Annotated in this window: 11 protein-coding genes; 4 read left to right on the top strand and 7 right to left on the bottom strand. The window is 70.0% G+C overall.

Translation table 11 applies throughout. The annotated features are described in order from the left end of the window. Positions 1-27: 27 nt before the first annotated feature. Together ACWDU4_RS15425 and ACWDU4_RS15420 are read right to left on the bottom strand one after the other, a co-directional pair. The gene (locus ACWDU4_RS15425; protein ID WP_450114775.1) at positions 28-846 is read right to left on the bottom strand and encodes a hypothetical protein; all 819 of its coding nucleotides are present in this window, start codon (positions 844-846) and stop codon (positions 28-30) included. Beyond that, the gene (locus tag ACWDU4_RS15420) at positions 843-1,127 is read right to left on the bottom strand and encodes a hypothetical protein (RefSeq protein ID WP_450114774.1); all 285 of its coding nucleotides are present in this window, start codon (positions 1,125-1,127) and stop codon (positions 843-845) included. The genes ACWDU4_RS15425 and ACWDU4_RS15420 overlap by 4 nt, the downstream gene beginning before the upstream one ends. 100 nt (positions 1,128-1,227) lie before the next feature. Between ACWDU4_RS15420 and ACWDU4_RS15415 the strand changes: the two genes are divergently transcribed. Then, entirely contained in the window at positions 1,228-2,499 is a 1,272-nt protein-coding gene (locus tag ACWDU4_RS15415) for a cytochrome P450 (protein WP_450114824.1), read from the top strand. Here the strand turns inward: ACWDU4_RS15415 and bioD are convergent. The 3 genes from bioD to ACWDU4_RS15400 all read right to left on the bottom strand — a co-directional run bounded on the left by bioD (position 2,450) and on the right by ACWDU4_RS15400 (position 5,699). After that, positions 2,450-3,184 (bottom strand): dethiobiotin synthase, encoded by a 735-nt coding sequence (gene bioD / locus ACWDU4_RS15410; RefSeq protein ID WP_450114773.1) that lies wholly within the window; start codon positions 3,182-3,184, stop codon positions 2,450-2,452. The genes ACWDU4_RS15415 and bioD overlap by 50 nt on opposite strands. Next, positions 3,181-4,341 (bottom strand): 8-amino-7-oxononanoate synthase, encoded by a 1,161-nt coding sequence (locus ACWDU4_RS15405; protein WP_450114772.1) that lies wholly within the window; start codon positions 4,339-4,341, stop codon positions 3,181-3,183. The genes bioD and ACWDU4_RS15405 overlap by 4 nt, the downstream gene beginning before the upstream one ends. A 74-nt stretch (positions 4,342-4,415) precedes the next feature. Continuing rightward, entirely contained in the window at positions 4,416-5,699 is a 1,284-nt protein-coding gene (locus ACWDU4_RS15400) for an adenosylmethionine--8-amino-7-oxononanoate transaminase (RefSeq protein ID WP_450114771.1), read from the bottom strand. A 173-nt stretch (positions 5,700-5,872) separates the two neighbouring features. Between ACWDU4_RS15400 and ACWDU4_RS15395 the strand changes: the two genes are divergently transcribed. Next, positions 5,873-7,921 carry an acyltransferase family protein gene (locus tag ACWDU4_RS15395; RefSeq protein ID WP_450114770.1) on the top strand — a complete coding sequence of 683 codons (2,049 nt, stop codon included), beginning with the start codon at positions 5,873-5,875 and terminating at the stop codon, positions 7,919-7,921. A 19-nt stretch (positions 7,922-7,940) separates the two neighbouring features. On the opposite strand, the gene ACWDU4_RS15390 is transcribed toward ACWDU4_RS15395, so the two are convergent. Beyond that, the gene (locus ACWDU4_RS15390) at positions 7,941-8,879 is read right to left on the bottom strand and encodes an ABC transporter substrate-binding protein (protein WP_450114769.1); all 939 of its coding nucleotides are present in this window, start codon (positions 8,877-8,879) and stop codon (positions 7,941-7,943) included. Positions 8,880-9,095: 216 nt separating this feature from the next. Here ACWDU4_RS15390 and ACWDU4_RS15385 point away from each other — a divergent pair, with 216 nt between their 5' ends. Beyond that, positions 9,096-9,824 (top strand): siderophore-interacting protein, encoded by a 729-nt coding sequence (locus ACWDU4_RS15385; RefSeq protein WP_450114768.1) that lies wholly within the window; start codon positions 9,096-9,098, stop codon positions 9,822-9,824. A 21-nt stretch (positions 9,825-9,845) separates the two neighbouring features. Here the strand turns inward: ACWDU4_RS15385 and ACWDU4_RS15380 are convergent, their stop codons facing one another. Further along, positions 9,846-11,222: a DUF1254 domain-containing protein gene (locus ACWDU4_RS15380; protein ID WP_450114767.1), complete on the bottom strand. Its 1,377-nt coding sequence runs from the start codon at positions 11,220-11,222 to the stop codon at positions 9,846-9,848. A 174-nt stretch (positions 11,223-11,396) separates the two neighbouring features. Here ACWDU4_RS15380 and glgX point away from each other — a divergent pair, with 174 nt between their 5' ends. After that, entirely contained in the window at positions 11,397-13,535 is a 2,139-nt protein-coding gene (gene glgX, locus ACWDU4_RS15375; RefSeq protein WP_450114766.1) for a glycogen debranching protein GlgX, read from the top strand. The last annotated feature ends 4 nt before the right edge of the window (positions 13,536-13,539 follow it).

The raw sequence follows: 13,539 nt of genomic DNA, 5'->3' as shown, positions 1-13,539 counted from the left end.
CTCTGTCCCGATCGTTTGGCAGACCCGTCAGTTGACGAATCGCAGGTCCGAGATGGTCCCGCTGGCGACGAGCATGATGTAGAAGTCGGTGATCATCAGCGTGGCGAGGGTTGTCCAGGCCAACTGCATGTGCCGGGTGTTGAGCCGGCTCACCCAGGTCCACAACCGGTACCGGACGGGGTGGGCGGAGAAGTGCTTGAGCCGGCCGCCGGTGGCGTGCCTGCACGAGTGACAGGAAACGGTGTACGCCCACAGCAGGATCACGTTGACCACGATGATCACGGTGCCGAGGCCGAACCCGAATCCGCCTGCGGGGCCGTGGAACGCGAGGACCGCGTCATAGGTGTTGATCGCCGAGACGACCAGCGCGACGTAGAAGAAGTACCGGTGCGAGTTCTGCACGATCAGCGGCAGCCGGGTCTCGCCGGTGTACCGGGCGTGCGGTTCCGCGACGGCGCACGCGGGCGGTGCCAGCCAGATCGACCGGTAGTAGGCCTTGCGGTAGTAGTAGCAGGTGAGCCGGAACCCGAGCAGGAACGGCAGCGACAGGAACGCGAGCGGGATCCACATCGGCAGTTCGCCCACCCACACCCCGAAATGGGTGGACCCCGGCGCGCACGACGCGCTGACGCACGGCGAGTAGAACGGCGTCAGGTAGTGGTACTCGTCCACCCAGTACGCGGTCCGCACGAAGGAGCGGATCGTCGCGTACACCACGAAGACCGCCAGGCCGATCGTGGTCAGCAGCGGCGGACGCCACCAGATGTCCGTTCGCAGGGTGCGCGCCGCGATCGACGCGCGCTCCGGCGACCGGACCCCGGTCGTGGTTCTCGCCGGTGCGCTCACCGCTCGTGCGGGTGACCGCCGACGCCCTCGTCGTCGGCCCCCTGCCACAGCGCCTGGTCGTAGGGACCCTCGGGCACCCCGACCCGCTCCGAGGCGGCGACCGGATGCGCCAGGCGAGGCGGCGATTCGTCGAGGTCACTGGCGTCGATGCCGAGGCGTTCGACGTCGTTGGCGAGCCGGCGGACGGCCGACGCGTCCCCGTACATCGTCCGCAACGACCCGACACACTGGCGCAGGTGACCGATCGTGCGGTGCAGCTCCATCATTTCGCTGGTGGACATTCGAACCTCCGACCACAGATGATGTGATGACACTCACAGTACGGCAGATGCTTTGCACTCGCCTGCGATCCGAAAGGACTCGCCAGTGTCACACGAAACGATGCCCGACCACGCGACCGCGCCGGCCGTCGATCTTCCGCCGGGCTACGACTTCACCGACCCCGCCGTGTACACGGCGGGCGTCCCCCACGAGGCGCTGGCGGCTCTGCGCCGGAGCTGCCCGGTGTGGTGGAATCCCCAGCCCCGAAACGTCGGCGGATTCCCGGACGAGGGGTACTGGGTGGTCACCCGGCACGCGGACGTCCGGGCGATCTCCCGCGACGGCGAACTGTTCTCCAGCTGGCGAAACGGAGCCCTGGTCCGGCTGAACGACGACGTGGACCGGGAGACGTTCGAGTCCCAGCGGCTGATCATGCTGAACAAGGACGCACCCGAGCACACGAAGCTTCGCAAACTGGTCGCCCGCGGCTTCACACCGCGCGCGATCGAGAGCCTGCGGGCGGCGCTGACGGACCGGGCCGAGCGGATCGTCGCCGGGGCCGCGGGCACCGACGCCCGCAGTGGCGACTTCGTCACCGACATCGCCGCCGAGCTGCCCCTGCAGGCGATCGCGGAACTGATCGGCATCCCGCAGGAGGACCGCAGGAAGGTGTTCGACTGGTCCAACGACATGATCGGCGGCGCCGACCCGGAGTACGACGTCGACCCCATGGACGCCGTCGCCCAGCTGATCGGCTACGCCTACGGCATGGCCGACGAGCGGCGCCGGTGTCCGGCGAACGACATCGTCACCACCCTGATCCAGGCGGACGTGGACGGCGACGAACTGACACCCGAGGAGTTCGGGTTCTTCGTGCTGTTGCTCGCCGTGGCAGGCAACGAGACCACCCGCAACGCGATCACCCACGGCATGATCGCGTTCCTCGACCACCCCGACCAGTGGGAGCTGTTCAAGCGGGAACGTCCGGCGACCACCGCGGACGAGATCGTGCGCTGGGCGACCCCGGTGACGTCCTTCCAGCGGACCGCGACGGCGGACACGACGCTGGGCGGGCAGCTGATCCGCGAGGGCGACCGGGTCGCGATGTTCTACGCGTCGGCGAACTTCGACGAGGAGGTGTTCGACAACCCGACCACCTTCGACATCACCCGCGACCCCAACCCGCACCTCGGTTTCGGCGGCTCGGGCCCCCACTACTGCCTCGGCGCGAACCTGGCCCGGATGGAAATCGGCCTGATCTTCGACGCGATCGCCGACCGGCTCCCGGACATCAGCCGGCTCGGTGATCCGCAGCGGCTGCGGTCGGGATGGCTCAACGGAATCAAGCACTTCCCCGTCGGATACGGCAGCGGCTGCCCGGTGCCGCACTGAGCGGCCGGGCGGCGATCGGATCGGTATCGAACCAGCCCGGCGCCGCCGCAGCGAACTCGTCTGGGCCCAGTCTGCCCGCCCCCTCCGGAATCCGGCCGAGCAGCGGCACCCCCGTCACCTCGGCGAGGTCCGCGAGGTTGCACCGCATGGCCAGGTCGGGATCCTCCGGCCACGACCCGATCACCGTCCCGACGCAATCGACGCCTGCCTGCCGCGCGGCCGCAACGGTCAGCGCGCTGTGATTGAGGGTGCCCAGCCCGGCGGCGGCGACCAACACCAGTGGCGCGTCGAGGTCTGCAGCGACGTCGGCGAGGGTGAATCCCCCCGAACCGAGGCGCACCAGCAGTCCCCCGGCGCCCTCGACGAGGGTCAGGTCGTGGGAGGCGTCGAGCCCGCGGACCGCCGAAACCACGTCCGCGCGCCTGAGCAGCGGCATGCCGGCCCGCCGGGCGGCGGTGTCCGGCGCCAGCGGCTCCGGGTAGCGGACCAGCTCGAGAACGTCCAGGACACCCGAAAGCCGTTGCACTTCAGCCAGATCCCCGGGCTCGTCGACAGCGATCCCGGTCTGCGCCGGCTTGCACACCGCAACGGACAGCCCGGCGAGCAGGGCCCGCGCGGCCAGCGCCGCGGTGACGACGGTCTTGCCGACATCCGTCGACGTACCGGTGACGCACAGGATGCTCACGCGTGGGCCGCCGAAACGCCCGGGGTCGACTCGGCCGAGGAGAGCACGTCTGTGAGCACGGACTCGATCACCGTCATGTCGGACGGGGTGAGGTTCGCGCGGGCCGTCAGCCGCAGCCGGGAAGTGCCGGCGGGCACCGACGGCGGCCGGAAGCAGCCGACGTGCAACCCACGGTCGCGGCACGCGAGCGACGCGTCGTAAGCGACCTGCGGGTCGCCGAGAATCACCGACACCACCGCGGATTCCGGCTCACCGGCCGCGGTGATGCGGGCGAGGTCGCGTGCGCGGTCGAGGACGGCCGCCGCCCGCTCGGGTTCGCGGCGCAGCACGGCCAGCGCGCCGCGGGCGGCGCCGACCGCGGCGGGCGCGAGGCCGGTGTCGAAGATGAAGGTGCGGGCGGTGTCGATCAGGTGCGTGCGGACGCGGTCGTCGGCGAGCACCACTCCGCCCTGGGCGGCAAGCGATTTCGACAGGGTCGCGGTGACCACCACGTCTGCCTGACCGGCGAGCCCGGCCTCGTGCACCAGGCCGCGGCCACCGTCGCCGCGCACCCCGACGCCGTGCGCCTCGTCGACCAGCAGCAACGCGCCGTGTTCGCGGCACACCCGGTGCAGGTCCCGCAGCGGCGCGAGGTCGCCGTCGGCACTGAACACCGAGTCGGTGAGCACGAGGGCGCGCGGTTCGGCGCGGGAGGCGAGCGCGGTCGCGACGGCGTCCACGTCGGCGTGCGGGGTGACCACCACCCGCGACCGCGACAGCCGGCACGCGTCGACGAGCGAGGCGTGGCAGCCGGCGTCGGAGACGATCAGCGCGTCCCGGCCTGCCAGTGCGGCGACGGCGCCGAGGTTGGCGGCGTACCCGCTGGCGAACACCAGTCCGGATTCGGCGCCGACGAACTCGGCGAGTTCACGCTCGAGGAGTTCGTGTTCGGCGGTGGTGCCGGTGACGAGGCGCGAACCGGTCGAGCCACCGCCCCAGCGGCGCAGGGCGGTCGCCGCGGCGTCGAGCACCTCGGGGTGCCGGGTGAGGCCGAGGTAGTCGTTGGAGGCGAGGTCGACGAGCGGCGAACCGGCCGTCCGCGGACGCAGCGTGCGGTGCAGACCGGCCGCGCGACGCGCGTCCGCGATCTCGTCGAGCCAACTCAGTGCAGCGGTCATGGCACGGGAGCGTACCTGAACGCCGTTCAAGTACAGCGTTCAAGTAGGCCACGGACCTCGCATCGAGCGGAAACTCAGTGCTGGCTGCGCGCGGCGGCGACCATGCCGGCCGCGATGGTCGCGACATCGTCGGGCGTGCAGATGAACGGCGGCATCGCGTAGATCAGCTTGCCGAACGGCCGCAGCCACACGCCGGCGTCGACGGCCGCGGCGGTGGCGGTGCGCATGTCCACCGGCTCCGTCATCTCGATCACGCCGATGCCGCCGAACGTGCGCACGTCCGCGACGCCGGGCAGCGTCCGCGCCGGCTCCAGCCCGGCATCCAGACCCTCACCCAGCGCGGCGACCTCCGATCGCCAGTCCCGCGACAGCAGCAGTTCCACCGCCGCGACGGCCACCGCACACGCGAGCGGGTTGCCCATGAACGTCGGACCGTGCATGACGCCGCCGCCCTCCCCCGCGCTGATCGCCTCGGCGATCGCGGAGGTGCACAGCACCGCGGCGAGCGTCAGGTATCCACCGGTCAGGGCCTTGCCGACCGTCATGATGTCGGGTGCGACACCGGCGTGGTCGGCGGCGAACAGTTCACCGGTGCGACCGAAGCCGGTGGCGATCTCGTCGAAGATCAGCAGCAGTCCGTGCTCGTCGCACATCCGGCGCAGCTCGGTCAGGTACCGGGGGTCGTGGAAACGCATGCCGCCCGCGCCCTGCACGACCGGTTCGACGATGACGGCGGCCAGTTCGGCGGAGTGCTCGGTGAGGATCGCCTCGAACTGCGCGACGTAGGTCGGGTCGAAGTCACGGGGCGGCGCGGGCGCGAACACCTGCCGCGCCAGCACGTCGGTCCACATCGAGTGCATGCCGCCGTCCGGGTCGCACACGCTCATCGGCGCGAACGTGTCCCCGTGGTAGCCGCCGCGCCAGGTCAGCAGGCGGTGTCGCTCGGGTCGCCCGATCGCCCGCTGATATTGCATGGCGATCTTGATCGAGACCTCGACGGACACCGATCCGGAGTCGGCGAGGAACACCTTGTCGAGCCCGTCGGGGGTGATCGCGACGAGCAGCTCCGCCAACCGGGCGGCGGGTTCGTGGGTGAGCCCGCCGAACATGACGTGACTCATCCGGCCGAGCTGGTCGGTCGCGGCGGCGTCGAGAACGGGGTGCCGGTAGCCGTGCACGGCCGCCCACCACGAGCTCATGCCGTCGACGAGTTCCCGGCCGTCGGCGAGGATGAGCCGGGTCCCCCGGGCGGCCGACACGACGAGCGGCTCGGTGCCGGCCGGGAACGCCCCGTACGGATGCCACAGGTGGGCGGCGTCGATGGCGGAGATGCGGTCGGACGAGTAGCGCGAGGTCACGTCGCCCGACGATAGCGACCCCCGACGAGCCGCGACGGGCCGGGACTCCGCGCGGCGAAGTCCGTGCGAACGCCTGCGGTAAGTGGGCCCACCGGTACCACCTACACTCGTCCGTCGAACCCCGCACGCACCGTTCACCGCGCGTTCAGCTCGTCGCAACCACAGGGAGAGACTTGCCTGCCCGTACAGCCGCACCCGTCGACGCCTCGGCCCGACAAGCCGGCTCGACGCGCCGCGCCGACCTCGACGGCCTGCGCGGCCTCGCGATCGCGCTGGTGGTGCTCTTCCACGTCTGGTTCGGCCGGGTGTCCGGCGGCGTCGACGTGTTCCTGATGCTGTCGGGGTTCTTCTTCGTCGGTTCGCTGGTGCGGGCGGCGGAATCGTCGTCGCCGCTCGATCCGCGGCCGATCCTGGCGCGAACCGCTCGCCGGCTGCTCGCGCCGCTCGCCGTCGTGGTGGCCGCGACGGCGGTCGCCGGCGCGTTGTTGCTGGCACCGACCGCGTGGCTGGCGCTGGCCGAACAGAGCCGGGCCGCACTGCTTTTCGGGCAGAACTGGCAATTGGCCCGCACCGCAGCCGACTATCTAGCGGCGGATCCGTCGGTGAGTCCACTGCAGCATCTGTGGTCGATCTCGGTGCAGGGGCAGTTCTACCTGCTCGCGCTGACGGTGGTGTTCGCGAGTGCGTGGCTGCTGCGGCTGCGCGGTGTCGCGGTCCGCGGTCCGATCACCGCGATCCTCGCGGTCGCAACCGCGGTCTCCTTCTGCTACGCGGCGTCCGGTGCGCAGCCGCAGACCTGGATGTACTACGACACGGGCGCCCGCTTGTGGGAACTGCTCGCCGGGGGCCTGCTCGCCTGCGCGATGCCGTGGCTCCGGGTGCCGAGGCAGGCACGGGTGCTGCTCGGCGTGGTCGGGCTCGTCGTCGTCGCCTGCACCGGGGTCCTGCTCGACGGCAGGCACGACTTCCCCGGGCCGTGGGCACTGGTGCCGGTCGCGGCGACCGCCGCGATCGTCGTCGCCGGTGCGGCAGCGAGTGTGGACGCCCCGGCCACCCGTCTGCTCGGCTCGGCCCCGCTGCGCCGGCTGGGCGACGTCGCCTACTCGCTGTACCTGTGGCACTGGCCGCTGCTGATCTTCGCGCTGGTCCTCACCGACCGTGAGCGCATCGGGCTGCGCGGCGGCCTGGTGGTGATCGGACTCTCACTGGTGCTGGCGCATCTGACGACCCGACTGGTCGAGGAGCCGATCCGGCGCGGGAACCCCTCGCCGCGCCGGACGGCGCTCGTCGCCGGGGTCGGGGCGCTCGCGGTGGCGGTGTTCGCGACGGCGACGGGCTGGATCGGCACCATCGCGAACCGCTCTGTCGAGGTCGCCCACATCGCCGACCTCGACCCCCGCGACTACCCGGGCGCGGCGGTCCTCGTCGACGGCGTCGACGCTCCGGAGCGGGGAGAGCAGCCGAACCGGTTCGTCGCGCATCTCGACGTCCCGCCGTCGTGGGACGACGGCTGCCTGGCGACCGACGAGGTGGTCGAGGTGATCCGCTGCTCGTACGGCGAACCCGACGCGGCGCGCACGGTGGCACTGATCGGCGGATCGCACTCCGAACACTGGCTGCCCGCGCTCGCGAGCATCGCCGACGACCGCGGCCTGCGCATCGACACCTACCTGAAGGTGGGATGTCCGGCGATCCTGCCGGTCGACGAGGACACCGCGAACGGCGAGTGCGAGCGGTGGACCGCGACGGTGCTCGACGAACTGGAGTCGTCACCACCCGACCTGGTGTTCAGCACCTCGACCCGTCCCCGCCCGGACGACGTCGGCGGCGACTACACCCCGGACGGCTACGTGCGGGTGTGGGACCGGATGGCCACGCTCGGCCTGCCGATGACGGTGGTGCGCGACACCCCGTGGTTGTCGGAGAACGGCATCGCCTATCGCGCACCCGACTGTCTCGCGCACGGTGGCAACGCCGACACCTGCGGCGTCGACCGGGCCGCGGTCCTGGACGTCGTGGATCCGGCCGAAGCGGCGTCCGCGCACCTGCCGACGGTGCACCCGCTGGATCTGTCGGACGCGGTGTGCCGCGCGGACCGCTGCCGCGTCATCGAGGGAAACCGCCTGATCTACCGCGACGGCGACCACCTCACCACCGCCTACGTCCGCAGCCTCGCCCCCGAACTGGATCGCCGACTCGGCGCCGCCACCGGCTGGTGGTGACGGAACGGAAGGGGCGGCGTCAGCCGAGCGCCTCGCCGATCTGGTCGAGGATGACGTTCGCACCCACCACACCGATGCCGACCATCCACGTCTCGTCGTCGAACTCGAAGGTCTTACCGCCCTGCACCGCGGGGAGCGAACCCCACAGCCCGGTCACGGTGCCCATGGTGGTCGTGTTCGGGTCGCCCCCGGGGTTCGTGTAGAACACGACGTCGCCGTCGATCTCCGCGTAGCGCTCGGGGCTGAGCTCGAGCATGGAGTACTCGTTCCAGCCACGTTCACCGAGGTCGAAGCCGACCTGGGTCAGGATCGAGCCCGAGAAGGTGCTCGGGCCGTACAGCCGGAAGTTGGTCGGCCGGAATCGCACCATGGACGCGGTACGTCCGGCGGCGCCGACGTCCTTGCCCACCGCGGTCGCTCGGTCGGTCAGCTCGGTCAGGAGCGCGTCCATCTCGCCACTCTCGTTGACCGCGGCCGCCGTGACGCGGGCCTGCTCCTGCCATTCGGTACCGGAGTTGACCGAGTAGACGGTCGGCGCGATCGCCGAGAGCTGGTCGTAGATCTTCTCGTGCCGCACCTTCGAACCGATGATGAGGTCGGGTTCGAGGGCCGCGATGGCTTCGATGTCGGGCTCGGCCGTGGGTCCGACGCTCTTCGTGCCGTCGAGGTCGTCCGCGAGGTATCCCGGGAAGCCGTCCCCCGCACCCGATTCCGTCGCTCCGACCGGGGTGATGCCGAGGGCGACGAGTGCGTCGAGATGCGGCGAGTCGATGACGACGACACGCTCGGGCACACCCGGCAGGGTGGTTTCGCCCATCGCGTGGTCGACGGTGTAGGCCTTGTCGGATTCCGCGACATCGTCGGTCGAGGAGGTGCCGCAGGCGGCCAGGAGGAGCGCCGAGATCGCCGCGGCCACGCCGAGTTTCACGCGCGCCGAGCTTCCATGTGAACCGAACATAGGGTCACCTTAGGTCAAGCTACTTAGGCTAGGGAAATCTAACTTCGGGCGCTATCGTCGCCTGATGCCTGCCCGACCCCCACACCCGAGCGCATCACACCGCGGCAACCCGGCCCCGGCGTCCCATGCGGCGGCCCCCGCGGCATGAGCAGCGAGAAGTCCCGCAGAGCGATCTCGCGATTCCGCTCCGAGACACCACATCCGACGTGCGTGCGAATGTTGCAGGTCGTACACACCACGCAGGTGGAGCCGCGACTCGTGCGCCTTCACCTCGCCGGACCCCAGCTCGGCGCGTTCACCGACGACGCAGGCCGACATCCGGCCGTCGTCAGCACCGGGTTCGACGATGTCGCCATCCTGTTTTTCCCCCAGCCGGGAACCGAGCGGATCGCGCTGCCGGAGGTGGCCGGCGACGGCGGCTTCGTGATGCCGGTGAATCCCGACGTGATCTACCGCGAGTACACGGTGCGCCGACTCGACTCGACTGGACTGGTCGTGGACGTGATCCTGCACGACGTGGGCGTCGCGACCGACTGGGCGCGGCGCGCCGGGCCGGGCACACCCATCGGAGTCGTGGGGCCGAGGGTGAGCCGCGCGCTGCCCCGCACCGAGCGGATCCTCGCCGTCGACGACGCCACCGCCCTTCCCGCCCTGACCCGGCTGGCCGAGACACTCCCCCGCGACGCAGAGGGCGAACTCGTGCTCGTCGACGGCGGACCGGGCCTCGACCTCCCCATCCCCGCCCCCGCCGGGGTCACCGTGACCCGGACCGCGGGCGCGGACGCGACGTACCGCGCCCTGTCCGAACTCGACCTCCAGCCGGCCCGCACGTACGCGTGGCTCGCCGGCGAGGCCGCGCTGGTGACCTCGCTTCGACGTCACCTCGTCGGCGAACGCGACTTCCCCAAGGACCACGTGCAGTTCACCGGCTACTGGAGGGCTTAGGGCATCACCCGGCCGGGCCGATCAGGACTTGGTGACCGCCGGGGGCTCCCAGGTTCCGTCGAGGATGTCCTGATCGGGCCAGTAGGCGCGCAGAAAGATGGTGAACTCGTCATCGGGTGCGGGCAGCCAGTTCGTCAGCAGTTTCGGATCGGTCGGGGCGGCGCCGCCGACCGTCAGGGTCAGGGACCCGTCGTCGCCGTGGGTGAGATCTTGATTCTTGGTGCCCAGGGAGAATCGGTCGAGTTCGTTGGGATGGAAGAAGTGGTGCTTGTTGTAGACGGTCAGTGACCAGAAACCGCGCACCGGCGGCAGCTGACCGGCCGGGAACCGCACGGTGTAGGTGGCGGCGCCGTGCAGGCGGTCACCCCGCTCGTCGAGATCCTGGTAGTAGTAGGCGGTTTCGTTCGGGGTGTTGACGAAGATGTTGGACTTTCCGATCGCGGTTCGCGACAGGTAGTCCGCGCCGAAGGCGGCCCCGTTGCGCTGGGTGGTCCAGTTGTGCGCGACGGGAATCCCGATGTTGCGGAACTCGAACATCTCCCGCACCACTGCATCGGCGTCGACAGCGGCCCGACCGAGCGCGTCCGCGATCGCCGGATCGTCCTCCGCCCCGGAGAGGGCGGACCGGAACCACTCGTACAGCGCCTCCTCCCCTGGCAGTGCAGGCACTTCGTCGAGGACCTCGGCGAGCTCGGCGAAGTATGTCTCGGGGTGGACCCACTGGGTCTCGCTCTGACCGCCGGCGCCACTTCCGGCGGCGTCTCCGCCGCCGAACGACGGCACACTCGACCAGTCGACGGTCCTGACGGTGCCGTCGAACTCCGACAGCGGGTACATGGCGATGCGGTCGACCAGCGGCGCGATCGCGACCCGGTCGCGCGGGGTGTCGTCGAGGAAGACGCGCGGGATCACGACCCCGACCCGGGTGTCGTGACGAAAGACGTCGGTGATGCCGGCCGGTACCTCACCGTCCCAGGACGTGTGCGCGAGCAGGTAGAAGCCCGGCGCGGTCCCGTACATCGCGCCGAGCCGGACGAACGAGTCGGTGCGCTGGTCCACCACCTGGTACACCCAGAACCGGTCACCGAAGTCGGGCACCTGCACGACCGACGGTCCGCGAGCGGAGTCGAGGACACCGAATCCGTAGACCACGTCCTGATTCGGGCAGGCGACGACCCGCTCCTCCGGCCGGATGTAGTCCCGCAGCATGCCGATCGTCCCGGGCGGGCCCGCGGGCACGATGCCCGCCAGCAGCCCGGGCGCGGGCAGTTGCTCCATGAGGGTTCGCCGGTTGTGCATGTTCACCAGCGCCCAACCCCACAGATATGCGGCTCTGCCCACGACCTCCGCATACTCCTCGGTCATCTTCGGACGGATCGGCCCTTCGTCACCGGACATTCGCAAACCCACCTCTCCCCGCGGACAACCGCACGACAGAACACCCAGGCAAAAGGTGAAACGACGGTATTTCGCCGACCGACGCTCGCGATTCACCCGGAAGAGGTGAAGCTCCCTCTCGCCCACCACCCGTCCGTCCGACGGCACGGGCCGACTGACACTAGGGTCGAGTCCATGTCCGACGCCGCACCGTCCGCAGCCCGATCCGTGTGGCCGGGCAACGCCTATCCGCTCGGCGCGACGTACGACGGCGCCGGCACCAACTTCTCCCTGTTCTCGGAGGTCGCCGAAGCGGTCGAGCTGTGCCTGATCGCGCGGGACGGCAGCGAGGAGCGGATCCCGCTGACCGAGGTGGACGGCTACGTCTGGCACGCCTACCTGCCCGGTGTGGTGCCGGGCCAGCGGTACGGCTACCGGGTGCACGGCCCGTTCGACCCCGAGCAGGGACTGCGGGCCGACGCGTCGAAACTGCTGCTCGACCCGTACGGCAAGGCGTTCGACGGCGACTTCGGCCCCCAAGCACTCCATGCAGGGGGTACCCCCGGCGACTACGCACTGCGCACGTTCGGCGAGGACTCCCTCGGACACACCATGACCACCGTGGTGATCAACCCGTACTTCGACTGGCAGTCCGACCGGGCACCCCGCAGGCCCTACCACGAGACGGTCATCTACGAGGCGCACGTGAAGGGGATGACCGCGACACATCCCGGTGTCCCGCAGGAGCTTCGAGGCACGTACGCCGGTCTGGCGCATCCGGTGGTGATCGACCACCTGGCCGGACTCGGGGTGACGGCGATCGAGTTGATGCCGGTACACCAGTTCCTCCACGACCAGGTGCTGATCGACCAGGGATTGCGAAACTACTGGGGCTACAACACCTTCGGGTTCCTCGCCCCTCATGTGGGGTACTCGTCGGCGACGAAGGCGTCCGGCGCGGTCGCAGAGTTCAAGGCGATGGTGCGGGCCTACCACGCGGCCGGCATCGAGGTGATCCTCGACGTGGTCTACAACCACACCGCCGAGGGCAATCACGACGGCCCGACCCTGAACTTCCGCGGCATCGACAATGCCGCCTACTACCGACTCGTCGACGACGACAAGTCGATGTACATGGACTACACCGGCACCGGTAACAGCCTCAACGCCCGGCACCCGCACACCCTGCAACTGATCATGGACTCGCTTCGATACTGGGTGACCGAGATGCACGTCGACGGGTTTCGGTTCGATCTGGCGTCGACGCTGGCCCGCGAACTGCACGACGTGGACCGGCTGTCGGCGTTCTTCGATCTGGTGCAGCAGGATCCGATCGTCAGCCAGGTCAAGCTGATCGCCGAACCGTGGGACGTCGGCGAGGGTGGCTACCAGGTCGGCAACTTCCCGGGCCTGTGGACGGAGTGGAACGGCAAGTACCGCGACACCGTCCGCGACTACTGGCGCGGTGAGCCTGCGACGCTGGGCGAGTTCGCGTCCCGGCTGACCGGCTCGTCGGACCTGTACGAGGAGACGGGCCGCCGGCCCAGTGCGAGCATCAACTTCGTCACCGCGCACGACGGGTTCACCCTCGCGGACCTGGTGTCCTACAACGAGAAACACAATCTCGCCAACGGCGAGGACAACCGGGACGGGGAGAGCCACAACCGGTCCTGGAACTGCGGGGTGGAGGGCCCGACCGACGACCCCGAGATCCTCGAACTGCGGGCCCGCCAGCGCCGCAACATCCTCGCCACACTGTTCCTCAGCCAGGGCACCCCGATGCTCGCGCACGGCGACGAGATGGGCCGCACCCAGTCCGGCAACAACAACGTGTACTGCCAGGACTCCCCCCTGTCGTGGATGGACTGGAGCCTGGCTCGGACGAATTCGGACCTGCTCGAGTTCACTCGACGCGTGATCGCGCTGCGGAGCGCGCATCCCGTCTTCCGACGGCGCAGATTCTTCGAGGGCCGGCCGGTGCAGGGCGGCAACTCCGCCCGTGACATCGCGTGGCTGACGCCGAACGGCGTCGAGATGACGGAGCAGGACTGGGGCAGCGGCTTCGGCAAGTCCCTGAGCGCCTACCTCAACGGTGACGCGATCCGGGAGCCGGACCACCGCGGCGAACCGGTGACCGACGACTCGTTCCTCCTGTGCTTCAACGCGCACGACGAGGACCTGGAGTTCACCGTGCCGTACGGCGGTTCGGGTTGGCAGTGGGAGGTCGTGCTCGACACCGCGGTGGCGACCGGACGGTCCGATGCGAGGGTCGACGGCGGGGCGGCGCTGAAGGTGCCGGCACGATCACTGACCGTTCTGCGCCGGGCGGAGTGAGACG

The organism is Rhodococcus sp. NPDC003348 (assembly GCF_053589375.1).
Note: the sequence above shows the minus strand (reverse complement) of the source record. Positions and strands in the feature narration are given on the sequence as shown.

What these genes read in the sequence shown, in the direction of transcription:
- ACWDU4_RS15420 (WP_450114774.1), bottom strand. Translation starts at nt 1,127, where the DNA reads ATGTCCACCAGCGAAATGATGGAGCTGCACCGCACGATCGGTCACCTG.
- ACWDU4_RS15415 (WP_450114824.1), top strand. Translation starts at nt 1,228, where the DNA reads ATGCCCGACCACGCGACCGCGCCGGCCGTCGATCTTCCGCCGGGCTAC.
- ACWDU4_RS15405 (WP_450114772.1), bottom strand. Translation starts at nt 4,341, where the DNA reads ATGACCGCTGCACTGAGTTGGCTCGACGAGATCGCGGACGCGCGTCGC.
- ACWDU4_RS15390 (WP_450114769.1), bottom strand. Translation starts at nt 8,879, where the DNA reads ATGTTCGGTTCACATGGAAGCTCGGCGCGCGTGAAACTCGGCGTGGCC.
- ACWDU4_RS15385 (WP_450114768.1), top strand. Translation starts at nt 9,096, where the DNA reads ATGTTGCAGGTCGTACACACCACGCAGGTGGAGCCGCGACTCGTGCGC.
- ACWDU4_RS15380 (WP_450114767.1), bottom strand. Translation starts at nt 11,222, where the DNA reads ATGTCCGGTGACGAAGGGCCGATCCGTCCGAAGATGACCGAGGAGTAT.
- glgX (WP_450114766.1), top strand. Translation starts at nt 11,397, where the DNA reads ATGTCCGACGCCGCACCGTCCGCAGCCCGATCCGTGTGGCCGGGCAAC.